At 61.6% G+C, this 26,728-nt stretch carries 26 protein-coding genes; 13 read left to right on the top strand and 13 right to left on the bottom strand.

What is annotated here, in order from left to right:
• Positions 1-26 precede the first annotated feature (26 nt).
• The 4 genes from lspA to VFW72_RS01045 form a co-directional block, all read right to left on the bottom strand.
• Complete coding sequence (lspA, locus tag VFW72_RS01060) at positions 27-545, bottom strand: signal peptidase II (RefSeq protein WP_329672408.1); 519 nt, start codon at positions 543-545, stop codon at positions 27-29.
• Positions 545-3,451, bottom strand: coding sequence for an isoleucine--tRNA ligase (gene ileS, locus VFW72_RS01055; RefSeq protein WP_329672407.1), 2,907 nt, complete (start codon positions 3,449-3,451; stop codon positions 545-547). The genes lspA and ileS overlap by 1 nt, the downstream gene beginning before the upstream one ends.
• Before the next feature lie 123 nt (positions 3,452-3,574).
• On the bottom strand, positions 3,575-4,561 hold the full coding sequence (locus tag VFW72_RS01050; RefSeq protein WP_329672406.1) for a bifunctional riboflavin kinase/FAD synthetase: 987 nt from the start codon (positions 4,559-4,561) through the stop codon (positions 3,575-3,577).
• A gap of 9 nt (positions 4,562-4,570) precedes the next feature.
• A complete protein-coding gene (locus VFW72_RS01045; RefSeq protein WP_329672405.1) occupies positions 4,571-5,308 on the bottom strand; it encodes a 16S rRNA pseudouridine(516) synthase in 738 nt (245 codons plus the stop codon).
• A gap of 109 nt (positions 5,309-5,417) precedes the next feature.
• Here VFW72_RS01045 and VFW72_RS01040 point away from each other — a divergent pair, with 109 nt between their 5' ends.
• Positions 5,418-6,269 carry an MBL fold metallo-hydrolase gene (locus tag VFW72_RS01040; RefSeq protein ID WP_329672404.1) on the top strand — a complete coding sequence of 284 codons (852 nt, stop codon included), beginning with the start codon at positions 5,418-5,420 and terminating at the stop codon, positions 6,267-6,269.
• 1 nt (position 6,270) lies between these two features.
• On the opposite strand, the gene VFW72_RS01035 is transcribed toward VFW72_RS01040, so the two are convergent.
• Together VFW72_RS01035 and VFW72_RS01030 are read right to left on the bottom strand one after the other, a co-directional pair.
• Positions 6,271-6,927 carry a retropepsin-like aspartic protease family protein gene (locus tag VFW72_RS01035; RefSeq protein ID WP_329672403.1) on the bottom strand — a complete coding sequence of 219 codons (657 nt, stop codon included), beginning with the start codon at positions 6,925-6,927 and terminating at the stop codon, positions 6,271-6,273.
• A 29-nt stretch (positions 6,928-6,956) separates the two neighbouring features.
• Positions 6,957-7,448 carry a YajQ family cyclic di-GMP-binding protein gene (locus tag VFW72_RS01030; RefSeq protein WP_329672402.1) on the bottom strand — a complete coding sequence of 164 codons (492 nt, stop codon included), beginning with the start codon at positions 7,446-7,448 and terminating at the stop codon, positions 6,957-6,959.
• Positions 7,449-7,479: 31 nt separating this feature from the next.
• Between VFW72_RS01030 and murB the strand changes: the two genes are divergently transcribed.
• Complete coding sequence (gene murB, locus VFW72_RS01025) at positions 7,480-8,508, top strand: UDP-N-acetylmuramate dehydrogenase (RefSeq protein WP_329672401.1); 1,029 nt, start codon at positions 7,480-7,482, stop codon at positions 8,506-8,508.
• 111 nt (positions 8,509-8,619) lie between these two features.
• On the opposite strand, the gene VFW72_RS01020 is transcribed toward murB, so the two are convergent.
• Entirely contained in the window at positions 8,620-8,937 is a 318-nt protein-coding gene (locus tag VFW72_RS01020) for a pyrimidine/purine nucleoside phosphorylase (protein WP_329672400.1), read from the bottom strand.
• Between the two features lie 61 nt (positions 8,938-8,998).
• Positions 8,999-10,429, bottom strand: coding sequence for an argininosuccinate synthase (locus VFW72_RS01015; RefSeq protein ID WP_329672399.1), 1,431 nt, complete (start codon positions 10,427-10,429; stop codon positions 8,999-9,001).
• 218 nt (positions 10,430-10,647) lie between these two features.
• Here VFW72_RS01015 and VFW72_RS01010 point away from each other — a divergent pair, with 218 nt between their 5' ends.
• On the top strand, positions 10,648-11,532 hold the full coding sequence (locus VFW72_RS01010; protein WP_329672398.1) for a glycine zipper 2TM domain-containing protein: 885 nt from the start codon (positions 10,648-10,650) through the stop codon (positions 11,530-11,532).
• Positions 11,533-11,544: 12 nt separating this feature from the next.
• Here the strand turns inward: VFW72_RS01010 and dnaE are convergent, their stop codons facing one another.
• The gene (dnaE, locus tag VFW72_RS01005) at positions 11,545-15,087 is read right to left on the bottom strand and encodes a DNA polymerase III subunit alpha (protein ID WP_329672397.1); all 3,543 of its coding nucleotides are present in this window, start codon (positions 15,085-15,087) and stop codon (positions 11,545-11,547) included.
• A 50-nt stretch (positions 15,088-15,137) separates the two neighbouring features.
• Positions 15,138-15,803: a TetR/AcrR family transcriptional regulator gene (locus VFW72_RS01000; RefSeq protein WP_329672396.1), complete on the bottom strand. Its 666-nt coding sequence runs from the start codon at positions 15,801-15,803 to the stop codon at positions 15,138-15,140.
• A gap of 79 nt (positions 15,804-15,882) precedes the next feature.
• Between VFW72_RS01000 and VFW72_RS00995 the strand changes: the two genes are divergently transcribed.
• The 3 genes from VFW72_RS00995 to VFW72_RS00985 all read left to right on the top strand — a co-directional run bounded on the left by VFW72_RS00995 (position 15,883) and on the right by VFW72_RS00985 (position 18,729).
• Positions 15,883-16,794, top strand: a complete 912-nt coding sequence (locus VFW72_RS00995) for an alpha/beta hydrolase (RefSeq protein ID WP_329672395.1) — start codon at positions 15,883-15,885, stop codon at positions 16,792-16,794.
• A gap of 25 nt (positions 16,795-16,819) precedes the next feature.
• Complete coding sequence (locus VFW72_RS00990) at positions 16,820-17,764, top strand: alpha/beta hydrolase (protein WP_329672394.1); 945 nt, start codon at positions 16,820-16,822, stop codon at positions 17,762-17,764.
• Positions 17,765-17,862: 98 nt separating this feature from the next.
• Positions 17,863-18,729, top strand: a complete 867-nt coding sequence (locus VFW72_RS00985) for a 23S rRNA (adenine(2030)-N(6))-methyltransferase RlmJ (RefSeq protein WP_329672393.1) — start codon at positions 17,863-17,865, stop codon at positions 18,727-18,729.
• Positions 18,730-18,764: 35 nt separating this feature from the next.
• On the opposite strand, the gene VFW72_RS00980 is transcribed toward VFW72_RS00985, so the two are convergent.
• Positions 18,765-19,466, bottom strand: coding sequence for a pirin family protein (locus VFW72_RS00980; protein WP_329672392.1), 702 nt, complete (start codon positions 19,464-19,466; stop codon positions 18,765-18,767).
• Positions 19,467-19,606: 140 nt separating this feature from the next.
• Here VFW72_RS00980 and VFW72_RS00975 point away from each other — a divergent pair, with 140 nt between their 5' ends.
• The 3 genes from VFW72_RS00975 to VFW72_RS00965 all read left to right on the top strand — a co-directional run bounded on the left by VFW72_RS00975 (position 19,607) and on the right by VFW72_RS00965 (position 22,190).
• Positions 19,607-20,551 carry a LysR family transcriptional regulator gene (locus tag VFW72_RS00975; RefSeq protein ID WP_329672391.1) on the top strand — a complete coding sequence of 315 codons (945 nt, stop codon included), beginning with the start codon at positions 19,607-19,609 and terminating at the stop codon, positions 20,549-20,551.
• Complete coding sequence (gene gluQRS / locus VFW72_RS00970; RefSeq protein ID WP_329672390.1) at positions 20,551-21,465, top strand: tRNA glutamyl-Q(34) synthetase GluQRS; 915 nt, start codon at positions 20,551-20,553, stop codon at positions 21,463-21,465. The genes VFW72_RS00975 and gluQRS overlap by 1 nt, the downstream gene beginning before the upstream one ends.
• 95 nt (positions 21,466-21,560) lie before the next feature.
• Positions 21,561-22,190, top strand: a complete 630-nt coding sequence (locus tag VFW72_RS00965) for a LamG-like jellyroll fold domain-containing protein (RefSeq protein WP_329672389.1) — start codon at positions 21,561-21,563, stop codon at positions 22,188-22,190.
• 104 nt (positions 22,191-22,294) lie between these two features.
• On the opposite strand, the gene VFW72_RS00960 is transcribed toward VFW72_RS00965, so the two are convergent.
• Both VFW72_RS00960 and orn read right to left on the bottom strand, forming a co-directional pair.
• Complete coding sequence (locus VFW72_RS00960) at positions 22,295-22,660, bottom strand: cupin domain-containing protein (RefSeq protein ID WP_329672388.1); 366 nt, start codon at positions 22,658-22,660, stop codon at positions 22,295-22,297.
• Complete coding sequence (gene orn, locus VFW72_RS00955; RefSeq protein WP_329672387.1) at positions 22,657-23,256, bottom strand: oligoribonuclease; 600 nt, start codon at positions 23,254-23,256, stop codon at positions 22,657-22,659. The genes VFW72_RS00960 and orn overlap by 4 nt, the downstream gene beginning before the upstream one ends.
• Positions 23,257-23,323: 67 nt before the next feature.
• Between orn and VFW72_RS00950 the strand changes: the two genes are divergently transcribed.
• The 4 genes from VFW72_RS00950 to VFW72_RS00935 all read left to right on the top strand — a co-directional run bounded on the left by VFW72_RS00950 (position 23,324) and on the right by VFW72_RS00935 (position 26,711).
• A complete protein-coding gene (locus VFW72_RS00950; protein WP_329672386.1) occupies positions 23,324-24,589 on the top strand; it encodes a M48 family metallopeptidase in 1,266 nt (421 codons plus the stop codon).
• A 10-nt stretch (positions 24,590-24,599) separates the two neighbouring features.
• Positions 24,600-25,571: a ribosome small subunit-dependent GTPase A gene (gene rsgA / locus VFW72_RS00945; protein ID WP_329672385.1), complete on the top strand. Its 972-nt coding sequence runs from the start codon at positions 24,600-24,602 to the stop codon at positions 25,569-25,571.
• Positions 25,572-25,575: 4 nt separating this feature from the next.
• Positions 25,576-25,851, top strand: a complete 276-nt coding sequence (locus VFW72_RS00940; RefSeq protein WP_329672384.1) for a hypothetical protein — start codon at positions 25,576-25,578, stop codon at positions 25,849-25,851.
• A 122-nt stretch (positions 25,852-25,973) separates the two neighbouring features.
• Positions 25,974-26,711, top strand: coding sequence for a PEP-CTERM sorting domain-containing protein (locus tag VFW72_RS00935; protein WP_329672383.1), 738 nt, complete (start codon positions 25,974-25,976; stop codon positions 26,709-26,711).
• Positions 26,712-26,728 lie beyond the last annotated feature (17 nt).

Raw genomic sequence — 26,728 nt, 5'->3', positions numbered from 1 at the left:
AAAACCGCCTCTTTCAGGCGGTTTTGTTAACTTTTTCGGACACGAATCAGTTCATCAAGGATCAGCAAGCCAGCTCCGATCGTGATGCCGCAGTCGGCCACGTTGAACGCCGGGAAGTGCCCCCCTGGGAACAAGGGCGACAGGAACGACCAATGGAAGTCCAGAAAGTCGATCACATAACCGTGAATCAAGCGGTCGAGCACATTGCCAATGGCGCCCCCCAGAATGAGCGACAAAGCCCAGGCAAAGCGCTTTTGCCCACCATGCTCGCGCAGCATGTAGATGATGAAGGCCGTGGCGGCAAAGCCCAAGCCCACGAAGAACCACCGCTGCCAGCCCCCCGCATGCGCCAGGAAGGAAAAGGCCGCACCGGTGTTGTGGGCCCGCACCACGTTGAAAAAGGACAGCACCGTGCGGCTGTCGCCGTACTGGAAGAAGCCCAGGATCAGGGTCTTGGTGAACTGATCGAGCAGGATGATGATGAGCGCAATGCCCAGCCAGGGCAGCAAGCCCTGACTGGATGCGGCAGCCTTCTTGGTAGCCATCAGGCGTGCTCGCGGTGTTCGCCCGCACCGTGCAGGTTGCTGTCGCAACGACCGCAGATGGTGGGGTGCTCGGGGTTGATGCCGACATCGTCGCGGTAGTGCCAGCAACGCTCGCACTTCACAGCCTTGGCCGGATTGACTTCGATTTGGGTGGAGTGCCCCTCGGCCAGTTCGACCGAGGACACGATCAGCACGAACTTGAGGTCATCGCCCAGGCTGCGCAGGTCGGCCAGCAGGCGCTGGTCATCGGCGCTGATGGTGACGAACAGATTGGCCTGCAGCGAGGCGCCCACCTCACCCCGGGTGCGCACCTCTTCAATCTGGCGGTTGCACTCTTCGCGGAAGGCGCGGATGCGCGACCACTTGGCCAGCAGTTCGGTGTCCTTGTCGGCCTCGTGGAAGTCCCAGTAGGTTTCGGTGAAGATCGTGTCGCCACCGTTGAAGACCTTCCAGGCCTCCTCGGCGGTGAAGCTCAGGAATGGGGCCATCCAACGCAGCATGCCATTCGTGATGTGCCACAGGGCCGTTTGCGCGGCACGGCGGGCATGGCTCTTGGTGGCGCTGGTATAGAGGCGATCCTTGAGCACATCGAGGTAGAAGGCGCCCAGGTCTTCCGAGCAGTAGACCTGCAGCTTGGCCACGACCGGGTGGAACTCATAACGCTCGTAGTGGGCCAGAATGTCTTCCTGCAATTGCGAGGCACGGGCCAGTGCGTAGCGGTCGATTTCCAGCAGCTCGTTCAGCGGCACCGCATCGGTGGCGGGGTTGAAGTCCGAGGTGTTGGCCAGCAAGAAGCGCAGGGTGTTGCGAATGCGGCGGTAGCCGTCGACCACACGCGCCAGGATCTTGTCGTCAATGCCCAGGTCGCCCGAGTAGTCGGTCGATGCAGCCCACAAGCGGATGATTTCCGCGCCCATCTTGGAGCTGATTTCCTGCGGCGCCACCACATTGCCGACCGACTTGGACATCTTGCGGCCTTGGCCGTCCACGGTGAAGCCGTGGGTCAACAGGCCCTTGTAGGGCGCACGGCCATAAATGGCGCAAGCAGCCAGCAAGGAGCTGTGGAACCAGCCACGATGCTGGTCATGGCCTTCGAGGTACAGGTCAGCCTCTTGGCCTTCGTGGTGCCCGGCTTGGGTGTGGCTGCCGTTTTGGGCATTGAGCACATGGAAGAAGGTGGTGCCCGAGTCGAACCACACGTCCAGAATGTCGGTGGACTTGCTGTACTCAGCGGCCTGCGCACCCAGCCATTCGGCCGGGTCCAGACGCGACCAAGCCTCGACACCGCCCTGCTCCACCAGGTCGGCGGCCTTGTCCATCAAGCCCATCGTGTCGGGGTGCAGTTCGCCGGTGACCTTGTGCAGGAAGAAAGGCAGCGGCACGCCCCAGTTGCGCTGACGGCTGATGCACCAGTCAGGGCGGTTGGCGATCATGTCGCGCAGGCGAGCACGGCCGTTTTCTGGATAGAAGGTGGTTTGGTCGATGGCATCCAGTGCGGTTTGGCGCAGGGTCTTCTCGGCCTTGTTGACGGTGAACACACCCTCGCCTTCGTCCATGCGCACGAACCATTGGGCTGCCGCACGGAAGATGACCGGGGTCTTGTGACGCCAGCAATGCGGGTAGCTGTGCTCGATCGTCTTGGTGGACAGCAGGCGACCGTGTTCGTTCAGGGTCTCCAGAACGACGGGCGCCGCCTTCCAGATGTGCTGGCCGCCAAACAAGGGCAAATCGGCTTCGTAGACGCCATTGCCTTGCACGGGGTTCAGGATGTCGTCGAACTTCAGGCCATGGGCAATGCAGGAGTTGAAGTCGTCCACACCGTAGGCGGGTGCGGCGTGCACGATGCCGGTGCCGTCTTCAGCGCTGACGTAATCCGCCAGGTAAACAGGGCTGACGCGGTTGTAGCCTTCGTGAACATGCGCCAGGGGGTGCTTGAAGGTCATGCCTTCCAGCTTGGCACCCGTGGTGGTGGCCACCACCTTGCAAGCCTCGGCATCGAAGCCGTAGCGTGCGCAGGCCTTTTCTACCAAGGACTCGGCCAACACCAGCAGGCCCTTGGGCGTGTCAACGAGCGCGTAAGTCAGCTCGGGGTGCATGTTGAGCGCCTGGTTGGCCGGAATGGTCCACGCGGTGGTGGTCCAGATCACGGCGAAGGCGTCTTTGCTCAGGGCAGACAAACCGAAGGCGGCTGCCAGCTTGGCGGGGTCGGCGCTCAGGAAGGCCACATCAAGCGTTTGAGACTTCTTGTCGGCGTATTCGATTTCGAACTCTGCCAGCGACGAGCCGCAGTCAAAGCACCAGTACACGGGCTTGAGGCCGCGGTACACGTAGCCACGTTCCATGATCTTCTTCAAGGCACGGATTTCGTTGGCCTCGTTGCCGAAGTTCATGGTCAGGTAAGGGTGAGACCAATCGCCCAGCACGCCCAGGCGCTTGAAGTCCGTACGCTGACCATCGATTTGCTCAGCGGCGTAGACGCGTGCCTTGGCTTGCACGTCGTCGCGGCTCAGATTGCGGCCATGCGTCTTCTCAATCTGGTTTTCGATGGGCAGACCGTGGCAGTCCCAACCCGGCACGTAGATGGCGTCCATGCCCTTGAGCTGGCGCGCCTTGACGATCATGTCCTTGAGGATCTTGTTGACGGCGTGGCCAATGTGGATGTTGCCGTTGGCATAAGGTGGGCCGTCGTGCAGCACGAACTTGGGCGCACCTTGACGGGCGGCGCGCAGCTTGCCGTAGATGTCGTTCTTTTCCCATTCGGCCACCCAGGCAGGTTCGCGCTTGGGCAGATCCCCCCGCATCGGGAAGGGGGTGTCGGGCATGTTCAGCGTGGCGCGGTACTGGCTTTCGGGGGCACCCTTGTTATCGGACCCTTTTGTGGGCTTGGCAGATTTGTCTTGGCTCATGGCAGAAATTCTTCAGCAAGGGGCCAGCGGTGGGTCTTGTCGCCACCGCCATCCCGGGTATCAGGTGAGCCGCATCACCCCAAAGGGCCGCGGCCAGGCATCAGCAGGTTGTGGGTGCGAGCGTCAAATTCGATCGCGGGTGGTCTGCCGACCCTGGGCTTCAAAGAACTCGCGCGCATCGGCGATGTCTTTGTGTATGGCCGCCTGCAGTGCCTCCAGCCCGTCATAACGGGCTTCGTCTCGGAGTTTGTGCAGCAGTTCCACGCGGACGATTTTACCGTAGCCCCCCTCGCTGCCGAGTTGGGCCGGCCAATCGAAGCAATGCACCTCCAGTAGGACGCGGCCAGCTTCTTCCACCGTGGGGCGCACCCCCAGGCTGGCCACGCCGTCCAGAGGGTGATCGGCCAGGCCGTGGGTGCGCACCACAAAAATGCCCATGGTGGCCGGCTTGGGGTGCCCGAAACGCACATTGAGCGTGCGGCAATCGAGGCTGCGCCCCAGCTTCTGGCCATGCACCACGTGACCACTGACGGTATAGGGGCGGCCCAGCATGGTCGCCACGGCCTTCATGTCACCACGCTCCAGGGCCTCACGCACCAGCGAGGACGACACACGTTCGCCATGCACCTCGTAGCTGTTCATGCGCGCCACGTCAAAGCCCTTGGCGCTGCCCATGGCATCGAGCAAGGCATAGTCGCCCGCCCGCTTGGCGCCAAAACGGAAGTCGTCGCCCACCAGCACGTATTTGGCCTTCAGACCGTGGACCAGGATGCGGTCCACAAACGCCTCAGGCGTCAAACTGGCCAAAGCCTTGTCGAAGGGCAAGACCACCACCTGGTCCACGCCACAGTTTTCGAGTTCCGACAGCTTGTCGCGCAAGGTGGCCACGCGGCTGGGCGCCAGTTCGGGCTTGCCCATGAGGGTAGCAAAGTAGTCGCGTGGATGAGGCTCGAACGTCAGCACCGTGCTGGGCAGGCCGCGGTGGCGTGCCTCGTTGCGCAGCAAGGCGAGCATGGCTTGATGGCCCCGGTGCACGCCGTCGAAATTGCCGATGGTCAGGGCACAGGCCGGCGCCAGTGCCGCGTGTTGAATGCCTCGAAATACTTGCATGACTGCCGATTATCCGCGTTTGGGCAGCACCACCGCTGGATCGTCAATCCAGCGCCATTGGCCAGGCGCCAGATCAGCGGGAATGGTCAACTCACCAATCTGGCTGCGGTGCAAGGCTTCCACCCGGTTGCTCACTGCAGCCACCATGCGCTTGACCTGGTGATACTTGCCTTCGGTCAGAGTCAGGCGCAGCAGGTGTTCCCCGGCGATTTCAGCCCCTTCCGCCTTCACGGGCTTGGGATCGTCGTCGAGCACCACCCCCGCCAGCAGCTTGTCGCACTGGGCTTGAGTGATCGGGTGCTTGGTGGTGGCTTCGTAGATCTTGGGCACGTGGTGCTTGGGCGAGGTCAGCTTGTGCAGCAGCGGCCCGTCATCGGTCATCAACAGCAAGCCAGTGGTGTCTTGGTCGAGACGCCCCACTGGCTGCAGGCCACGGCGACGCAAAGGCAGAGGCAGCAGGTTGTGCACGCCAGGCCAGGCCCCCGGCTTGAGCGAACACTCATAGCCTGTGGGCTTGTTCAGCACGATCAGGGCCTTGGCGTGGTAAATCCACTCCTGCCCCTCCACCGTGAAGCGCAGGCCTTCGGTGGGCCACTCACTGTCGGGGTCATCTACCACCGCACCATTGATGCACACGCGTCCTGAAAGGATGAGCCCTTCACATTCACGTCGCGCGCCAAACCCCTGAGAGAAAAGAATCTGGTCGAGAGTGTCGTGTCCTGCGGGAATACGATGGCGTGGCGGCATGTCGGGAGTGGTTTAAATACTTGATGGGACGCAATTGTCTCGTCATGATGCCAGTCGGCGGCACAAGGAGAGCTCGGGCATGCGGATTCACCATCTGAATTGCGGGTCGATGTGTCCATTAGGACGCCGCTTGCTCAATGGCGAAGGCGGCTGGACGGCCCCCGCACACCTGTGTTGCCACTGCTTGCTGATCGAAAGCCGCCACGGTCTGATTCTCGTGGATACGGGCCTGGGCACCCGCGACGTGACCCACCCCAAGTCGCTCGGCCGACTCTTCAACGGCCTGGTGCGTCCCCGCCTGCAGATGTCAGAAACCGCCGTGCACCAGATTCGCGAGCTCGGGCTGGATCCCAGAGAGGTTCGCCACATTGTGCCGACTCACCTCGATCTGGATCATGTGGGCGGCATGGCCGACTTTCCTCAAGCCCAGGTGCATGTGTACGGTATGGAGCTGGATGCGGCCCTGTCACGCACGAGCCTGCATGAGAAATCGCGCTACATCCCCCAACAATGGGCGCATGGCCCTCAATGGGTCCGACACGACCTGAATGGCGAAAAATGGTTTGGCATGGACAGCGTGCAAGCCGTGCCAGACAGCGACGACGAAGTCTTGCTGGTGCCTTTGGCAGGGCACACGCAAGGTCATTGCGGAGTGGCTGTGCGCACCGATTCAGGCTGGCTGCTGCATTGCGGCGATGCTTATTTCTACCGCGGCGAGCTGGACGACGAGCCCAACTGCCCGATCGGACTGCGGTTTTTCCAGTGGCTGGTGGCCATGGACAACGGCAAGCGGCTGGCCAATCAGCGCAGGCTGCGGCGACTGAAAGACCGCTTCGGCGACGACATCACCATGACCTCTTCGCACGACCCCGTTGAGCTGGCACTGATGAGCTCCGCAGCCAACTACCGAGCCCAACATGCCTGGGACGAGCCAGACCTGCTGGAACGCTCCGTGGCCTGATTTAGAAACGCTTGGTCAGGGTCAGCGTGTCGTTCTCGCGCTTCATTTGAAATCGCGTCAGAAACGAATTCCCCAGCAAAAGGTAGGGCATGCCTTGAGGCACCACGGTTGCGTCCACATTGAAGACCTCGACGTCCTGAATGCGCAAGGAAGTCAGGCTGACCCGAAAGGTGGGCACCGTCCCGTTCGCCGTGCTGGTGTACATCTTTTGCCCTTTTTCAAAGGCAATGCCCAGACGTCGGGCCTCGTCTGCCCCCATCGCCACTGACGTAGCCCCCGTGTCGACCAGAAACTGCACCGATTTGCCGTTGACCAGCCCGGAGGTCACGAAATGCCCTCCTGAGCCAGCGGTCAGCACGATGGATGTGCCCTGAGCACCGCCCAGGCCTCCGCCAATGCTGACAGGGGCCCCGCCCAACGAAACCGTTTGCCGCTTGCCCGAGACCTCAACCACCGTCTGGTCGGGTGACACGCTGACCACCTTGACCCCTTGGTGGGTGTCGCCCGCAGCCAGGGCCTTGGGCGCCCCGCCATTGATGACCAGCAGGGCTTTGCTGCCCATGCCACCGGTCATGGCCACACTTTGCGCTTGGGCGGGAACACAGGCACCAGCCCAGACTGCGGCGGCCACGAACGGAATCAGAACAGACAGTTTCATGCCTTGCAGCCTAGCGCCAGCGCGACCAATCAATCGCGGAAATTGTTGAACGACAGCGGTGCTTCTGTGATTTCCTTCTTCAGCAAGGCCATGGTGGTTTGCAGATCATCGCGCTTGTTGCCGGTCACGCGAACGGTGTCGCCCTGAATGGCGGCTTGCACCTTGATCTTGCTGTCCTTGATGATCTTCTGAATCTTCTTGGCCAAGTCAGATTCGATGCCGGCTTTGATGGTCAGGGTCTGCTTGACCTTATCGCCACCGATTTTTTCGACCTTGCCGATGTCGAGGAAACGAACATCCACGCTGCGCTTGGTGAGCTTGTTGGTGAGGATGTCGCGCACCTGATCGAGCTGGAAGTCGCTGTCACCGGTCACGATGATCTGCTTTTCCTTTTCCTTGAATTCGATGGCGGCGCTGGTGCCTTTGAAATCGAAGCGGGTGCCAATTTCCTTGGTGGTCTGGTCAACGGCATTGCGCACTTCAACCAGGTTGGGATCGAGAACGGCGTCAAAACTGGGCATGAATTTCTCCTTTGTCTGCGAAAATTCTGCCATGCACCAGCCCCTTGACGTCGAACGAGGCACCAGCCTTCGTCCATACAACACTTTTGGCCTGCCCGCCGCAGCCCATACTTTGGTCCGCGTGAGCACGGAAGCGCAGGTTCGCCAGGTGGTGAACCACCCCGAACTGGGCCATGCCAAGAAATTCATTCTGGGGGGCGGCTCGAACCTGGTTCTGACCCAGGACGTGCAAGCCTGCGTGATCAAAGTCGAGATCAAAGGCCGACAACTTCTGGAAACGCGTGACGACGCCTGGATTGTGGAAGTCGGCGCAGGCGAGTCCTGGCACGACACGGTGCAGTGGTGCCTGAACCAAGGCCTGCCCGGCCTGGAGAACATGGCCTTGATTCCCGGCACGGTAGGCGCCGCGCCGGTGCAGAACATTGGCGCCTACGGCATTGAACTGAAAGACCGCTTCGAGTCGCTGGATGCAGTGGACTTGATCACCGGCCGCATGGTCACCTTGAACCGCGAGCAGTGCCGCTTTGGCTACCGCGACAGCATTTTCAAAAGCCTGCTGGCGGGCAAAAGCGTGATCACCAAGGTGCGGCTGCGCCTGCCTCGCCCTTGGCAACCGGTGACGGGCTACCTGGAGTTGGAGCGCAAGATGGCCGAAACCGGCACGCCCGAGCCTTCGGCCCAACAGATCTTTGACTGGATTTGCGACGTGCGGCGCGCCAAGTTGCCCGACCCGGCCCAGATCGGCAACGCCGGCAGCTTCTTCAAAAACCCCGTGGTGACCGAAGAGCAATGCCGCGACATCATTGGCCGCGACCCGGAGATCGTGCACTACCCCTTGCCCGACGGCAGCTTCAAACTGGCTGCGGGCTGGATGATCGATGCCTGCGGCTGGAAGGGCAAATCCATTGGCCGCGCGGGCGTGTATGAAAAGCAGGCATTGGTGCTGGTGAACCGCGGCGGGGCCAGTGGCGCCGAGGTGGTGACGCTGGCACGCGCCATTCAAGAAAGCGTGTACGGCCGCTTTGGCATTCGCCTGGAGCCCGAGCCCGTGGTGGTTTGAGCCGCGGACGGCCAGTACGCAAAAAAGCCGCTCATCGTCTTCGCGACGGAGCGGCTTTTTAAATCAAGGTTCTGACTTGATGCGCCGTTCAAACCGACGCCTCAACCCGAATCAACCGAAGTGGCAGATGTAGTGGTAAGGCTCGCCTTCCACCTTGATTTCGAAAGACGAATTGCCAGGCACATTGAAGCTTTCGCCTGCGCCGTAAGTCTTCCATTCATCGGAACCGGCCAGCTTGATGGTGGCCTTGCCTGCCACGGTTTCCATGATTTCAGGGGCGCCGGTGTTGAAGGTCAAAGTGGCGGGCAGGATCACGCCGACAGACTTGCGGGTGCCGTCAGCCAGAGTCACGGTGTGCGACACGCACTTGCCATCGAAGTACACGTTGGCTTGGGTGTTGACGGTACCGGCCAGGGTGGTGGTGGTCATGAAGCAGTCTCCAAAAATCAAAAAAAGGCCGATGCGACTGCACCGGCCTTGATGGGGTCAATTACTTGGCTGCTGGTTTGGCAGCAACCTTCTTGGCGGCGGGCTTTGCTGCGGGCTTGGCAGCTGGCTTGGCCGCAGCCTTCTTGGCGGCAGGCTTGGCAGCCTTCGCTGCGCCAGCACGCTTGGCCTTGACGTTGGCACCAATGCGCAGACGCAGGGCGTTGAGCTTGATGAAGCCGGCTGCGTCGGCCTGGTTGTAGGCGCCGCCATCATCGTCGAACGTGGCGATGGTGGGATCAAACAGGCTGTCGGTGGCGGAGGCACGGCCCACGCACATGATGGTGCCCTTGTACAGCTTGAGTTTGACGGTACCGTTGACGGTTTCCTGGCTCTTGTCGATCAGGCCTTGCAGCAGTTCGCGCTCGGGGCTGAACCAGTAGCCGTTGTAGACCATGCGAGCGTAACGGGGCATCAGGTCATCCTTCAGCGCCAGCACTTCGCGGTCGAGGGTGATGGACTCGATGGCGCGGTGGCCGGTCAGCAAGATGGTGCCGCCAGGGGTTTCGTAGCAGCCACGGCTCTTCATGCCCACGTAGCGGTTCTCGACCTTGTCGAGACGGCCAATGCCATGCTTGCCGCCGATTTCGTTCAGCTTGGTCAGCACGGTGGCAGGCGACATCTTCACGCCGTTGATGGCGACAACGTCACCCTTGGCGTAAGTCAGTTCGATGATTTCGGGCTTGTTGGGCGCCTTTTCGGGCGACACGGTCAAGCGCCACATATTGGCTTCGGGTTCGAAGTTCGGATCTTCCAGCACGCCGCCTTCGTAGCTGATGTGCAGCAGGTTGGCGTCCATCGAGTAAGGGGCGCCGCCCTTGCGCTTCTTGAAGTCAACCGGGATGCCGTGCTTGTCAGCGTAGGCCAGCAGCTTTTCGCGGCTCAGCAGATCCCACTCGCGCCATGGGGCGATGACCTTCACGCCAGGCATCAGAGCGTAAGCACCCAGCTCGAATCGAACCTGGTCGTTGCCCTTGCCGGTGGCGCCGTGCGAGATGGCATCGGCCTTGGACTTCTTGGCGATCTCGACCAGACGCTTGGCGATCAGCGGACGGGCGATCGAGGTACCCAGCAGGTATTCGCCTTCGTACAGCGCGTTGGCGCGGAACATGGGGAACACGAAGTCGCGCACGAACTCTTCGCGCAGGTCTTCAATGTGGATGTTCTCGGGCTTGATGCCCATCTTCAGGGCCTTGGCGCGTGCGGGTTCGATTTCTTCGCCCTGGCCGATGTCAGCCGTGAAGGTGACCACTTCGCAGTTGTACTCGTCTTGCAACCACTTCAGGATGATGGAAGTGTCCAGACCACCGGAATAGGCCAGAACGACTTTCTTGACTTTTTGGCCTGCAGCAGCGGCGGGTGCGGGTGCTGCCACGGGGGCGGCGGCCACGGGCTTGGCGGCCTTGACTGCCTTGGACTTGGTGGTTTTGGACATGGTTGTGTCAAACGAATTGAGACGAAGCTTGAGATTTTAATCCGGGTCAGCCCTAGTGCGATAGCAATCGACGTGCACGAAGCCTCAGCCTGGCTTGCCTACGTGTCAGCCGGGGTTTCACGGATCTTTACAGTGGTAACAGGCGCTGGCTGTCAGCCAAGCCGCGTGACGGGGCGTTGAAAGCTCAGGCCATCGTTTGGCCGCCAATGGAGAACGTCATGAATCGCACCCGGCTTTCGGCCCCTGTTCATTTGCTGTCGATCAGCACACTGGCCCTGAGCACCGCCGCCTGCGCCGGCCCCCGCGTGGGGGAGGTGGTGGGCTACCCCAGCTCCAGCACTGCCACGGTACAGGCGCGTGTGGTGTCCAGCAGCCCAGTGGTCGCGCAAGTGGCTGTGCCTCGTCAGGTTTGCTATGACGAATTGCGCGCCGAATCCGCTCGCTCATCTGGGGCTGGTGCAGTGATGGGCGCGATTGCTGGCGGCGCCATGGGCAATGCTGTGGGTAAGGGCTCGGGTCGCGTCATCACCACCGGACTGGGCGTGATTCTGGGCGCGGCGCTGGGCGATCACATCGAAACATCCGGTCGTCCTGCTGGGGGAACCCGTACGGTGCAGCGCTGCGAACAGCAAAGCACCTACCAAAACCAGGTCGTGGCTTACAACGTGGTGTACGAATACGGCGGCCAGCGCTACAGCACCCAAACGCAACGCGAGCCAGGCGCCACCATCCCGATCACCGTGACCGTGAACCCTCGCGACCGGGATGACGACGACTACCGCGGTTCAAGCTACGGTCAGCCCTACGTGTCCTCGTATTCCTACTATCAACCGGCGCAACCTGTGGTGGTTGCCCCCGCCCCCGTTCGATATGTGGTGCGCCAAGCCCCGGTAGTGCCCGTGGTCTACAGCCCGCCCCTGATCATTCGCGATCATGACCGCGGCGGCCACCACGGCCGACGCCATGACCGTGACGACGACGAGCGCTGCGAGGAACGTGGCGACGGCCGCGGGGATGCGCGTGGCGGCATTCGCTACCCGCATCAGCAGGAATGGAACGGCGGCATTGATCCCCGCGCGGCGATTCGGGGGCGCTGGAACTGATGCCAGCGGGGGTCAGCCCTCGCCGTAAACCAATTGCGGCTGCGCGTCAGGCATCAATTCCTTGAGACGCGCCAGAGCCTGGTCGCTGGGGAACAGCATGGCCGATTCGCCCAAGTCCAACTCTCCCCGCGCAGCCACATCGGCCGTGCGGCGTTCCACCACCACACGCACAGGCAAGCCCTGGCGGGTGTCGGGCAGATCAGGCTGGGGTGCCTCGATCACTTTGGCCGGATACTCGCGCAGCACTTCGGCCAGCGGTAGCTTGTCACCTTTGGCCGTCAGGCGCACGAAACGGGCATAGCGGCAACGCGCAGTGCCCAGTCCAAACACCTGCTGCACGTTCAAGCGCAAGCCACCTGAGAAACGGTCGGTTTGCACCTTGCCCTGGATGATGACCAGTTCATCGTCCTTGAGCAGGTCCTTGTTGGCGTCCAGCGTTTCCTGGTTGGCCACGGCCTCAATGGTTTCGCTCTTGTCGTCTACCTTGAAGATGGCCACACGCCCCCGCGTGCCGTTGATGACGCGCAAGTCGCTGATGATGCCGGCCACCACCTGCGGATCTCGGCTGTCTTTGAGGTCACTGATGCGTTGTTTGGCAAAGCGTCGCACTTCGCTTTCGGCCTCATCAAACAAGTGGGCCGTCAGGAAGAAGCCAATGGCCGTCTTCTCCAGGCTCAGTTTTTCTTTCAGCGTCCACGGTTCGGTGGGCACCAGATCAGGCTCATTGGTGGAAGCCGCATGGCTATCGCCAAAATCAAACAAGCCACCTTGGTCCGCATTGGCTGCCAGGGTGTCGGCATACTCAAAGGCCAGTGACACGCTGGCCAGCAAGGCGGCACGGTTCTCGACCATGGTGTCGAACGCACCGGCCTTGATCAAGGCTTCCACCACCCGCTTGTTCACCAGCTTGCGGTCTACACGGGAACAGAAGTCGAAGAAGCTCTTGTAGGGCCCGTTGGCCTTGCGCTCGGCCACGATGGCCTCGATGGCGCCCTGACCTGTGCCTTTGACTGCCCCCAAGGCGTAGCAAATCGACTTGTTGCCGGTAGGAATGAAGCGCCACTCGCCTTCGTTCACATTGGGCGGCGAGAAGGTGATGCCGAAGTTGCCCACAGCATCGTCGTGGAAGATCTTGAGCTTGTCGGTGTCATCGCTGGCAATCGTCATGTTGCCTGCGAAGAATTCAGCGGTGTAGTGGTGCTTGAGCCAGGCCGTGTGATACGCCAGCAAGGCATACGCAGCCGCGTGCGACTTGTTGAAGCCGTAGCCCGCGAACTTCTCCATCAAGTCGAAGATTTCGTTGGCCAGTTGTTCACTGATGCCATTCTTGGCCGCACCTTCCGCAAACAGACTGCGGTGGTGCTGCATTTCCTCGACCTTCTTCTTACCCATCGCCCGGCGCAGCAAGTCGGCGCCGCCGAGCGAATAGCCGCCCAGGCGCTGCGCCACCTGCATCACCTGCTCCTGGTACACCATGATCCCGTAGGTTTCGGAAAGCACGGCCTCCATGAGAGGATGCGGATAGGTCACCTCTTCCTTGCCATGCTTACGCGCACAGAAGGAGGGGATCAGGTCCATTGGGCCCGGACGGTAAAGCGCCACCAGCGCGATGATGTCCTCGAAGACGCTGGGTTTGGCATCGCGCAGCATGCCCTGCATCCCGCGGGATTCCAACTGGAACACGGCAACCGTCTTGCCCTCGGACAACAGGCGGTAGGTCGGCGCGTCATCGAGCGGGATCTTGGCGAAGTCGAAGTCCTTCTGGTCCGGGTGGCGGGCCATGATGAACTCTTTGGCCGTTTCCAGAATGGTCAAGGTGGCCAGACCCAGGAAGTCGAACTTCACCAGGCCAATTTGCTCCACGTCGTCCTTGTCGTACTGGCTCACGGCCGAGTCGCTACCCGGCTGTTGGTACAGCGGGCAGAAGTCGGTGATCTTGCCGGGCGCAATCAACACGCCCCCCGCGTGCATGCCGATGTTGCGGACCATGCCTTCCACACGCTCGGCCAACTCCAACAGCGCAGCCACTTCTTCTTCGGCCTTTTCGCGCTCGTTGAGTTCAGGCGCCTCGTGGCGGGCGTAGATGACTTTGGCCTTGTCCGGGTCAAAGTCAGGAGGCAGCTTGGCCAAGGTCACCGTTTTGCCGGGGGGCGCCGGAATCAGCTTGGCAATGCTGTCCACATGGCCATAGCCCATGCCAAGCACGCGGCCCACGTCGCGCAGGGCGGCCTTCGCCGCCATGGTGCCGAAGGTGGCGATCTGCGACACGGCCTCGCGGCCATAGCGATCCTTCACGTAGTCAATGACGCGATCGCGGTTGCCTTGGCAGAAGTCGATGTCGAAGTCAGGCATCGACACGCGCTCGGGATTCAGGAAGCGCTCGAACAGCAGGTTGTACTTGAGCGGATCCAGGTCGGTGATCTTGAGCGCGTACGCCACCAAGGAACCGGCACCCGAGCCCCGGCCCGGCCCCACAGGACAGCCATTGTTCTTGGCCCAGTTGATGAAGTCCTGCACGATCAGGAAGTAGCCCGGAAAGCCCATCTTCAGGATCGTGTTGATCTCGAAGTCCAAGCGCTCCACGTACTGCGGGCGCATGGCATTGCGCTCGGCCTCGTCGGGGAACAGGTGGATCAGGCGCTCTTCCAAGCCCTGGTGCGACAGCTCACGGAAAAATTCGTCCATGGGCTGAGGCTTGCCGTCAGGCATGATCGGCGTGGGAAAGTCGGGCAACTGAGGTTTGCCCAGCACCAGGGTCAGCGAGCAGCGTCGGGCAATGGCCACCGTGTTGGCAATCGCCGAGGGGATGTCGGCAAACAAGGCCTCCATCTGCTCGGTGGTCTTGAAGTACTGCTCTTTGGTGAAGCGCTTAACCCGACGCGGGTTGCCCAAGGTCTCGCCTTCGGCAATACAGACGCGGGCTTCGTGCGCCTCGAAATCGTCGGGCGTTTGAAACTGAATGGGGTGGGTGGCCACCACGGGCAAGCCCAGTTTCGCGGCCAGCGGCACCGCACCACGGATGTGAGCTTCGTTGGTGGCATGCCCCGCCCGTTGCAGCTCAATGTAAAAACGCCCAGGGAAGGTCTCAGCCAGCTTGCGCGCCCAGGCTTCGGCCTTGGCGTTGTCGCCATTCAGAATGGCCTGCCCCACGGGCCCCAGGTCGGCGCCTGAGAGGCAGATCAGGCCGGTGTTGTTTTCGGCCAGCGATTTCCAGTACACCCACGCATGGGTACGCTGCCCCGGCGCGGTCCAGGCCTCGCCCAGCAGCTCGCACAAGCGCAAATAACCTTGCTTGTTCTGAATCAGCAGCAGGATACGAGCAGGTGTCTTGCCAGGCTCTTCCGGCTCCAACCAGACGTCCGCACCAATGATGGGCTGAACACCCTTTTTCCGCGCCCCCGAGTACAGCTTGACCGCCCCGAACAAGTTGCTCAGATCGGTCACGGCCACCGCGGGCTGATTGTCCTTCGCGGCGGCCTTGATCAGGTCGTCGATGCGAACGGTACCGTCAACAACGGAAAACTCGGTGTGGGAGCGCAGGTGTACGAATGCCATCCCGGCATTGTAAGAAGGGCCGCAACTCGCCCCCTCAGTCTGGTGACGATTTAGCCGCTCGCCCGTCCTTGGCCCAGCAACTTGATCAAGCCGATGTAGGGCAAGGTGTTGGTGCGAACCACCTTGTCGATGGGCGTACGGAACCCGTCCTGCATCCACCGGGTGGCCAGCAAGATGTTGAGACCGACCATGCCGTCAGACAGCAAGGCCAGATCCACCTCCTCGGCCATATCGGGATGCACCATTGCCATCAGTCGTTTCCGAACCAACGTGCCATAGTCTCGCGCCGTGCTGCCACTGAGACGGGTCACCTCGCTGTTGATGCCCAGCGCATCGACCAGCATGATCTGCCCGCGCCGTGGGTCTTCCCGAATGAATTCCAGAAACACCCGCAACGACGATTCAACCAGTTCCACAGGCTGGTGCTGGTGAGCATCCACCACCCGCAAGGTCCGATCCATGAGTTGCTGCCGCATTTCTCCGTAGACGGCAATGAACAACTCCGACAGGGTCTTGAACGACTCGTAGAAATACCGCTCGGTCAAATGCGCTGCCACGCAGACTTCGCGCACGGTCGAGGCATGAAAGCCTTTGGTGCCAAACACATCAATGGCACCTTCGATCAATTTCGCACGCCGCTGGCGCTGCCGCTCTTCGGGCAGCACCCCGCCGTAGCGACGACGGCTGAGCGTGGGTTCAGGGGCTGATGAGGTCATAGGGATCGCTATATTGACACGAACCATTGTCACAGCTAGTGTGACAACAATCATTGTCAAAAATCAAGCAGTTCTGCCCATGAGCATCCAGGCAACCCTGACCAATTGGCTATTGCGATTCACCTTCAAACGCGAGTGTCGCGGCCCAGTCAATGTGCCCCGCGCACGCCACATGGTCAACAAGATGGCCAAGCGCAACCCACCTGTGCCCAAGGAGGTTTCCCACCAACCGGTGCCGGCTCAACCGGGCCAAGGCTTGTGTGCCGCCGAGTGGCTCAAAGTGACCCAGCCCCAAACCACCATCCTTTATTTCCATGGCGGCGGCTATTTCTTCTGCGGACTGGAAACGCACCGCCCTGTTTGCGCCTACCTGGCCAAACATGGGCAGGCTCAGGTGCTGTCGGTGGACTACCGCCTGGCCCCGGAGCATGTTTTTCCAGCAGCAGTGGACGACGCTCTGGCTTGGTGGCAAGCCTTGCTGGCCCAAGGCATCGATCCGGCCAACGTGGTCTTCGGGGGCGACTCGGCAGGCGGCGGCTTGACCCTCGCCACGCTGATAGCGGCTCGCGACCGAGGTCTGCCTTTGCCCGCAGGTGCATTCCTGTTCTCGCCATGGACTGATCTGAGCTGTTCTGGCGACACCATGCGCACACAAGCCAAGGCCGACGCCATGTTCGAGCCCCAGGCTTTGCCTCAGGCCGCGGCGTTCTACCTGGCGGGGCAACCGACTGACACCCCGCTGGCCTCGCCTCTGTTCGCCGATCTCAGTGGACTGCCCCCGCTGATGTTCCACGCCAGCGAACACGAAATCCTGCTCGATGACTCACGCCGCACCCATGCCAAGGCTCAACAACAGGGTGTTCAAAGCGAATTGCACCTCAAGCCGCGCATGCCACACGTCTGGCCCACCATGGTCTTGTTGCCCGAGGCGCGAGAGTCTCTGAAGCAGACACTGGCCTTTGTGGCCCGCGTGACTGGGCGATCCAACTGAGCCAAAAGCACGGCATGATGCGCGCATGAATTGGATCAAACGCATCTGGTGGGCGCTGATCGCCCTGGGATTTCTGTCAGCCGGTGGTGTCTGGGCCACCTGGCAACCCGACAAACAACTCGGGGAACTCGTTGCGCGCTGGGCCCCGGAACCGTCCACTTTTCTTGAACTCGACGGCATGCAGGTGCACGTTCGAGACACCGGCCCGCGCAACGACCCCACCCCCATTGTTCTGATTCATGGCATGGCCTCCAGCCTGCACACCTGGGAGGGCTGGCAGACCGATTTGCAGAAGCACCGCCGCGTCATTTCCTTTGACTTGCCCGGCTTCGGCCTGACCGGCCCCAGCCCTCAGAGCGACTACCGCATCGATTCCTACACCCGCTTTCTGCTTCGCCTGCTCGATTCCCTGGGCGTTCAACGGGTGATTCTGGTTGGCAACGCCCTGGGAGGCGAAATTGCCTGGCAAACCACCGTGCTGGCGCCTGAACGGGTCAGCAAACTGGTCCTCATCAACTCGGATGGTTACCCCCAATCGGCGCTGTCGATGCCATTGGGTTTCCAGATGGCGGGCGCCCGAGGCTGGCGCTGGGTGGCCGAACGCATTCTGCCCAAAGCCGTCGTGGCCTCCACCGTGCGCGGTGTGTATGGCGACCCCAGCAAGGTCACGCCCGAAAAAATCGATCGCTACTACCAGCTCAACCTGCGCGTTGGCAACCGCAAGGCCTTGTTCCTGCGCATGGACCAGGCCCAGATCGGCTACAGCGCCAACCTGATCCGTCGCATCCAGCAACCCACACTGGTTCTGTGGGGCGACAAGGATCAAATGAACCCGCCAGAGCATGCCCCGTACTTCTGCCGAGACCTGGTTCGCTGCAAGCTGGTTCACCTGCCTGAGTTGGGCCACATTCCCCAGGAAGAAGACCCCGTAGCCACCCTGGCGGCAGCGCGCGCGTTCCTGGCTCGCTGACCCCGCCCCCCGGATGGACGCCCCTGTGCCTGGGCTGCCAGACAAAAAAACACGGAGCGAACCGAACCTCCGCCCCATAAACCCGCTACCCTTGGACCATGTTCAGTTATCGACACGGCTTTCACGCGGGCAACCACGCCGATGTGCTCAAACACATGGTGCTGGTGCAATTGCTCGAACACCTGCTGCAAAAAGACAAGCCCTTCTGGGTGGTCGACACCCATGCGGGCGGCGGGCTATACGACCTCACCAGCGGCTACGCGACCAAGAGTGGCGAGTCACTTGAGGGCATCCACGCCCTGTGGCCGCTGCGCGCCAAGGCCAGCACCCCGGCCATCGTCAAGTCTTACCTGGACCAGGTTCAGGCAGTCAACGACAAGGACAGCCTGCACTGGTACCCCGGCTCACCGCAAATCGCCGCACAGATGATGCGCGAGGGCGACCACCTGCGGCTGTTTGAACTGCACCCCAGCGAGATCAAACTGCTGGAGGGCCATTTCGCATCGGTACGACGCGGCGTGAGCATTCAGCAGGCCGACGGTTTCCTGGGTTTGAAAGCCTGCCTGCCCCCGCCACCCCGGCGTGGTCTGGTCCACATCGACCCCCCGTACGAAATCAAAGACGACTACCGTCGCGTGCTGCAAACGCTGCGCGAGTCGGTTGAGCGCTTCGCCACCGGCACTTACGCGGTCTGGTACCCCGAGGTCGCACGCCGTGAATCGCAGCAGTTCCCAGCCCAACTCAAGCGACTGGCCGCCGAGATGCCCAAGGTCGACTGGCTGCATGCCACCTTGCGCGTCAAGGGCGCCGCGCGTGACGGCGTAGGCCTTTTCGGCAGCGGCATGTTCATCATCAACCCACCCTGGACGCTGTACGACCGCCTGGCCGAAGCCCTCCCATGGCTGGTTGAAACCATCGGCATCGACGAACACGCCGCCTACACGCTCGAAGCACAGCAGAGCTGACCCCCAGCCTCGCCATGAGGCTGGTTGGGGCCCACTCACGCCGCCAGGTCGAACACCAGCACCTCGGCTTGACGGCCCTGCTCGATCACCAATCGAGCCTCGTCCTGCAGGAAAATCGCATCGCCTGCACCCAAGACCTCGCCATTGACTCGCACCTCGCCACGGGCCACATGCACGTAGCCCTTGCGAAACGGGTTGAGGTCCATCTCGCTGCGCTCGTCGCCATCGAACAGGCCCACGCTCAGGTGCGCATCCGCTCCAATCGTGACGGAGCCATCCCGACCATCCGGCGAAGCCACCAGCCGCAGGCGCCCCCGCTTGTCCTGCTCGTCGAAGTGCTTTTGCTCATAGCTGGGCTTGCCCCCTGTCTCAGCCGGCAAAATCCAGATCTGCAGCAGATGCGTGGGCTTGTACAGATCGTGATTGAACTCACTGTGCAAAATGCCTTTGCCCGCACTCATGCGCTGCACATCGCCGGGCAGAATCGCCGCGCCATTGCCCAGACTGTCCTTGTGCGACAAGGCGCCATCCAACACATAGGTCACGATTTCCATATCGCGGTGACCGTGCATGCCGAAGCCTCGCCCTGGCGCGATCACATCATCATTGATGACACGCAATGGCCCAAACCCCATGAAGGCTGGGTCGTGATACTCGGAAAACGAAAAGCTGTGGAAGGTCTGCAGCCACCCATAATCAAAGTAGCCACGGTCGTCCGATCGGCGCAGGGTCAGCATGGTCCATCTCCTTGTTGAACTCGGCGCCCATCTGCCATCTACCGGGCGCCAACATGAACTCACTGTAGTCACCCACGCCGAGTCTGTGGGTAAGGCGGACTGATGGCATCATTCAACGAATTTGAACGCCCAGTGCCACCATGACCGACCGCCATCACGTCCTCACCCCCGAAGCGCTGTTGATGATGGACACCATCGACCGCGCCGGCAGCTTTGCGGCAGCGGCCCGCGAACTGGGTAAGGTTCCCTCGGCGCTGACTTACAGCGTGCGGCAACTGGAAGAAGCCCTTGACGTGCTGCTGTTCGATCGCCGCTCACGCCAGGCCCAGCTCACCGCAGCGGGGCACGAACTGCTCCGTGAGGGTCGACTGTTGCTGCAACAGATGGATGCCGTGGCCAACCGAGTCAAGCGCGTGGCCTCAGGCTGGGAAGCGGAACTCACCGTTACCTTGGACAAAGCGGTGGCTCCCAAAGCCCTGTTCGACCTGATTGAAGCGTTCTACGCGCTGCAGCCGCCCACCCGCTTGAAAATGCGCAGCGAAGTATTGACCGGCACCTGGGAAACACTGGTATCGGGTCAAGCCGATCTCGCCATCGGCGTGCCGGGCGATCGACTCGGGCAACCCGGCATCCGGGTTGAGCCCCTGGGCGAGATCGAATTCATCTTGTGCGTGGCGCCCCACCATCCGCTGGCCCAGGCGGCTGAGCCGCTTGACCCTTGCGAATTGGCCCGCCACCGCATCGTGGCCGTGGCCGACACCGCCAAAGGGCTGGAGCCCACCACCGTCGGCATCCTGCCAGGCCAAGACGTGTTGACCGTGCCCAGCATGGCCGCCAAGCTGGAAGCCCAGCTGCGCGGCATTGGCTGCGGCTTCCTTCCAAAAGCCATGGTGGAAGACCACCTGAACGCCGGCCGACTGATTCACAAGCAAGTCGATCATCCGGCCAGACGGTCACCCATTCATTACGCTTGGCGCCAACCCGCAGGTCAGCCAGGGCACGCCCTGACCTGGTGGCTCCAACAACTCGAAAGCCCCACCACACGACGCGCCTTGCTCGACATGCACGACGGACTGGTTTTGTGATGTCTTCTCGCCCCTACATCGGCCGCTTTGCGCCTTCGCCTACCGGGCCACTGCACGCAGGCTCCCTCGTCGCCGCACTGGCCAGTTGGCTGGATGCACGGGCGCACCAAGGCACCTGGCTCGTCCGCATCGAAGATGTCGACACCCCACGCTGCGTGCCGGGAGCTGACCTCACCATCATCCAACAGCTGGCGGCCTGCGGTTTGCACGCTGACGAGCCCATCGTGTACCAAAGCCAACGCAGCGCGCTGTACCAACGTGCGCTGGATCAGTTGATTGCACAAGGCGACGCCTACCCCTGCGCCTGTACCCGCGCCGAAATTGCCCAGGCCAATGCCGCACGCGGGCTCTCCCGCCACCGACACGGCGACATGATCTACCCCGGTACCTGCCGCCCCGAAAACCGAGGGCTTGCAGGTCGCCCAGCGCGTGCCTGGCGCATGCGGGTACCCGATGGCCCTGAAGGGGTGATTGCCTGGATGGACGACCGCCTGGGCGCACAAAGTCAGCGTCTGGACGAGGCCGTGGGTGATTTCGTCATCCGTCGAGCCGATGGCCTGTGGGCCTATCAGCTCGCCGTGGTGGTCGACGACGGCGACCAAGGAGTCACCCACATCGTCCGGGGTGAGGACCTGGCCGACAACACCCCCAGACAGATCTGGTTGCAACAACGACTGGCCCTGCCTCGCCCGCATTACCGACACACACCTTTGGTTCTGGGCCCCAACGGTGAAAAGCTGTCTAAACAGAATGGTGCGGCTCCATTGGACCTGAGCTCGCCTTTGAACTGCCTGCGCCAAGCCGGGCGCGCACTAGGCCTGCAAATCGATGCAGCCACCCCAGAAGGCTGGCTGGCCCTGGCCACTTCCGCATGGCGGGAAATGAACGCACTGTCGCCTGTTAGCCCCCCATAAGCGAGGGATAAATCCGTCCCCACCCCAGGCCGCATTCCTGCAACAATCTCACACAAGGACGCAACAAGCGTCAGATTCTTCACAGGAAGTACACCATGCTGTTTCGCAAACTGATCGTTGCCGCCGCCACCAGCTTCGCTGCCCTGGCCGCCGTTGCCGCCCCGGTCATCACCCCGGCCTACACCACCACCGGCATCAACGTGCTGGGTGAAGTGAATGCCGCCGAGTACACCCTGGACATGACCTTCAAGCTGGACGACCTGAGCGGCTGGCGCAAACTGGTTGACTTCAACAACCGCGCCGATGACGCTGGTCTGTACGTCTACTGGGATCAACTGGCCTTCGCCACCACCAGCGACGATCTGGTCTGGGGTTCTGGCACTGCTGGTACAGGTATCGGCACCCGCCTGACCCTGACCCGTGACAACACCGGCTTGGTCTCGGCCTACATCAACGGCGCCTTCCAACTGAGCTTCAACGACGTCTCCAATGTGGCCGTGTTCGGCACCACCGGTGGTCAGACCTCCGCCTGGATTCTGGCTGACGACGTTCAGTTCGATTCCCGTGAACAGGCTGCTGGCACCCTGACCTCCTTCAAGGTGTACAACCACGCCCTGACCGCCAACGAAATCGCCGCGGTGCCTGAGCCCGAAAGCATGGCCCTGGTGGCTGCCGGCCTGATGACCGCGCTGACCCTGAGCCGTCGCCGTCAAAACAAGGCTTGATTCACGTCGGCCCGCTGATCCAGAACGCCTCGGCTCACACCGAGGCGTTTTTGTTTGTGGGCCGGACTGCACGCGCAAGCACGACTGGCACGGCCAGACGGTGATCAGGCCCGATCCACCACCACAAAATGCTTGCGCACAGGGACCAGCACTTCAAACGCCCCCTGAAAACCGGCTGGAATGATCGCGCCCTGCCCCGCGAACACATCGGTCCAGCAGCCATCTGGCGCATGCAAGCGCACATGTCCCTCCAGCACGAAGAAATACTCTTCCTTGCCAGGCGGAAAGGCTATGCGCCAGCGCCCCACCTCGCACGCCCAGATGCCTGCGGTCATCAGCCCATCGGCAGATTCATACAAGGTCCAGGTCTCCCGCGTCGGGCAGCCGATCTCACGGCGATCTTCGCGCGGGTAATCGATCACCCCGGCCCCTTCGGGCTGAGCCATGGACACAATCTTGGGCTCGCTCATGGCATCACCAAAAAGTGCTGGCGGTAATAGGCCAGTTCGTCGATGGACTCTTGAATGTCAGCCATCGCGGTGTGCTTCTGCGCCTTCTTGAACCCCTCCACCAGGCCAGGGCGCCAGCGGCGGGCCAGTTCCTTGAGGGTGCTCACATCCAGATTTCGGTAGTGGAAGAACGCTTCCAACTCAGGCATGTAGTTGGCCAGAAAGCGCCGATCCTGGCAGATCGAATTGCCGCACATCGGCGATTTCTTGGCCCCAACATACTGCTTCAGAAACGCAATCACCGCCTGGCTGGCCTGAGCCTCATCCACCGTTGACGCTTTCACACGATCAATCAGGCCACTCTTGCCATGCGTTCCTTTGTTCCAGGCATCCATGGCATTGAGCGCTTCGTCGGGCTGATGGATGGCAAACACGGGGCCCTCCACGCGGATCGACAAATCAGGGCTGGTCACCACCACACCGATTTCGATGATGCGGTCTGTCTGTGGCTTCAGCCCGGTCATCTCCAGATCGATCCAGATCAGGTTCAGGTCGTTACGGGTCAAAGTTGGAGGCGTTGGCTCGGGGGCTGGCGCAGAGACGTTGGGCTCGCTCATCGAAAAGGTCTTCATCAAGAACAGTGGGAACCGGCAGGATTGTGGAGCAACTCTTACACTTGCGGCCATGCATGCATTGACCTTGACCCTGGTATTTGCCGCTTTTGTCGCGGCCTCCCTGCTCACCAAGCTGTGGCTCGACAGCCGCCAGATCCGCCACGTGGCCCGCCATCGGACCCATGTGCCCCCCGCTTTTGCTGACGAAATCTCGCTGGAACAGCACCAACGCGCCGCTGCTTACACACTTGACAAGCTTCGCTTCGGTCTGGTCTCTGGCGCTCTGGGCACAGCCATGCTGATTGGCTGGACCCTGCTGGGCGGCCTGCACGCGCTCAATGAGGCCGTGCGCGGTGCGGCTCTGCCGCATTGGGGTGCGCTGACCTATCAACTGGCCCTGCTGGGCGCTTTCAGCCTCATCAGCGGGCTGATCGATCTGCCCTTGAGCGCCTGGTCCACCTTTCGCATTGAGCAGAAACACGGCTTCAACCGCATGAGTTGGGGCATGTGGCTGGGCGATCTGGTGAAACAAACCTTGGTGGGTGTGATGCTGGGCGCCCCCATTGCTGCCCTCATCCTGTGGTTGATGGGCGCCGCCGGCCAACAGTGGTGGCTGTGGGCCTGGGTCGCCTGGGTGAGCTTCAGCCTCCTGCTGATGGTGATCTTCCCGATTTTCATTGCGCCCTTGTTCAACAAATTCGAGCCCCTTCAGGATGAACACCTGGCGCAAAGGGTCACCAGTCTGATGAACCGTTGCGGCTTCAAAGCCAAAGGCCTGTTTGTGATGGACGGCAGCCGCCGCTCCGCCCACGCCAACGCCTACTTCACCGGGCTAGGCGCCTCCAAACGGGTGGTGTTCTTTGACACCTTGCTCAAGAAGCTCTCCCACGGCGAAGTCGAAGCCGTGCTCGCTCACGAACTGGGGCACTTCAAACACAAGCACGTGCTCAAGCGCATGGTGATGATGTTCGCCATGAGCCTGGCGGGTTTTGCCCTACTGGGCTGGCTGTCGCGACAAGTCTGGTTCTATCAAGGCCTGGGTGTGACCCCCAACCTGAGCGCCCCCAACGATGCGCTCGCCTTGCTGCTGTTCATGCTGGCACTGCCATCGTTTCTGTTCTTTGTATCGCCCATCTTTGCCTACTTTTCTCGTCGAGACGAATACCAGGCTGACGCCTACGCCTGCCAGCAGGCGGCACGGGAAGACTTGGCCAACGCCCTCATCAAGCTCTACAAAGACAACTCGGCCACACTGACACCCGATCCCGTTTACGTGCGGTTTCACTACTCCCACCCCCCCGCTTCAGAACGCCTGGCCGCCATGGCCGCGCTGTGAATGCCTGCTCATGAAACGACAACAACGCACCGCACCAGGCGGCAAAGCGCACCAGACGCAAGTGGCACTCGAAACCGGCCTGGTGGTCTCCACCCATGGCCGCCATTGCGTGGTGGAAACACCCGATGGGCGCCGGCTGATCTGCCACCCACGAGGAAAGAAGAGCGAGGTCGTCGTCGGTGATCACGTGACCTGGCACCTCACCCAGGAGCAAGCCGACGAGGGCATCATCGTCCAGATCGAAGAGCGCAAGAACCTGCTCTATCGGCAAGACGAATGGCGCAGCAAATCGTTTGCCGCCAATCTGGACCTCTTGCTGATGTGGATTGCGGTCGAACCTGTCTTCAGCGAAGCGCAATTGACGCGTGCGCTGATTGCTGCCGAATCAGCTGGCATCCGTGTCTGCATCGTGCTCAACAAGATTGACCTGCCAGGAGCCGACACCGCGCGCCAACGCCTGGCGCCTTACCGAGCCATGGGCTATGAGGTGCTTGAACTGTCCCTGAAAGGGGCCCAAGACGAAGCCAAGCAGCTGGTTCTACCTCGAATGGAAGGCAAAGCCACCTTGGTTCTGGGCCCCTCCGGCGCGGGGAAAAGTACGCTGATCAACACCTTGGCACCGCACGCACGAGCCGAGGTCGGCGAAATCTCGCAGGCGCTGAATTCGGGGCGACACACCACGACCACCAGCCAGTGGTATTGGGTGGAGGAAGGCCTCAGTGGCGAATCGGAGCGTCGAACGGGCGTGATTGACTCCCCCGGCTTTCAGGAATTTGGCCTGCACCACATCGCCCCCACCGATCTCCCGAAGTTCATGCCCGACCTCGGCAAACACCTGGGGGAATGCCGCTTCAACAACTGCACGCACCGCCAGGAACCGGGTTGCGCAGTCAAAGCCGCCGCAGAACGTGGCGAGATCAGCGCCATGCGCATGAGCCTGTACACCGCCTTGTTCGACGAACTCAGCCAAACCCGTTGGTAACCCCATGAACGATACCCTCAGCTCGCTAGCCCCCACCTTGAACGCGTTTTCAGCGGGCCAACTCAGCTTGACCGAACTGGCCCGTCTGTGGCGCCAGGCAGCGCAGAGCCATCAGCCCGCCTTGCCTGCGCGCTACCTGGAAGTCTTGGAACGAGTGCTTTCGCAATTGGAGTCGAGCGCCCTGTTCACCGAAGAGAGCTGCTCGTTCAGTCAAGGTGACATGGTGGCCGCGCTGGGAGACTGGCTTCAGCGCGCCCGGGCCCTGTCACCAACGACATAAACACTTTCCCCACACTTCCCCCCTATTCAAAGGGGGCAAACACTCCTGTTTGGGATAGACCCGGAGAAACCCCTGGGTTAGATTGGTCTTTGCAATCTTTCCATTTAAACAGGAGTAACTACATGAAATCTTCCATCGTTCGCATGTCGGTGCTGGCCGCCCTGTGCGCCGCCGCATCTGCCAACGCCGCCCTGGTTGACCTGGGTCCCGGCTCGTTCACCCCGCTGGCTAGCAAGATCACCTTTGACGAAGTGCCCATGGGCACCGTCAACCCCGTTTTCAACTTCACCGGCTTGGAAGGTCTGGGCGACATCACCGTGTCGTTCGCAGGCGCTTTCCTGGGTCAAACCGTGAGCGGCAGCTGGGTCAAGACCCTGACTGGCGCCCCCTCGGGCCCCCTGACTCTGGACACCTCGGTGACCGTCAGCACCGTCAGCGATGGCGCTCCTGGCGCGACCTCGCCCACTCTGAGCGGCGTGCCCATGTTCAACGGCCCCATCTCGGTTCTGTTCAGCAAGCCTGTGGCTGCAGTCGGCCTGAAGGGTGGTTACTTTGACGCCATCGGCGGCACCTCGATTCAAGCCTTCAAGGCTGACGGCTCCATCCTGGGCTCCATCACCAACACCAAGACCGGCTTCGAGTTCTACGGTCTGGCTGAATCCACCGGCCAAAACCTGATCTCGGGCATTTCCTTCTACATCACCGGTAGCGAGCCTGCTGGCTTCGAAATCGACGATCTGACTTTCGGCAGCAAGGCCGCCGTGAACATCCCCGCCGTGCCTGAGCCCAGCTCTGTCGCGCTGGTTCTGGCTGGCGCCGGCATCGTCGTGACCCGTCTGCGCAAGAAAAAGCAAGCCTGATTCCCCAGGCCCTGTCG

Source organism: Aquabacterium sp. (genome assembly GCF_036273115.1).
GTDB lineage: Bacteria > Pseudomonadota > Gammaproteobacteria > Burkholderiales > Burkholderiaceae_C > Aquabacterium.
Note: the sequence above shows the minus strand (reverse complement) of the source record. Positions and strands in the feature narration are given on the sequence as shown.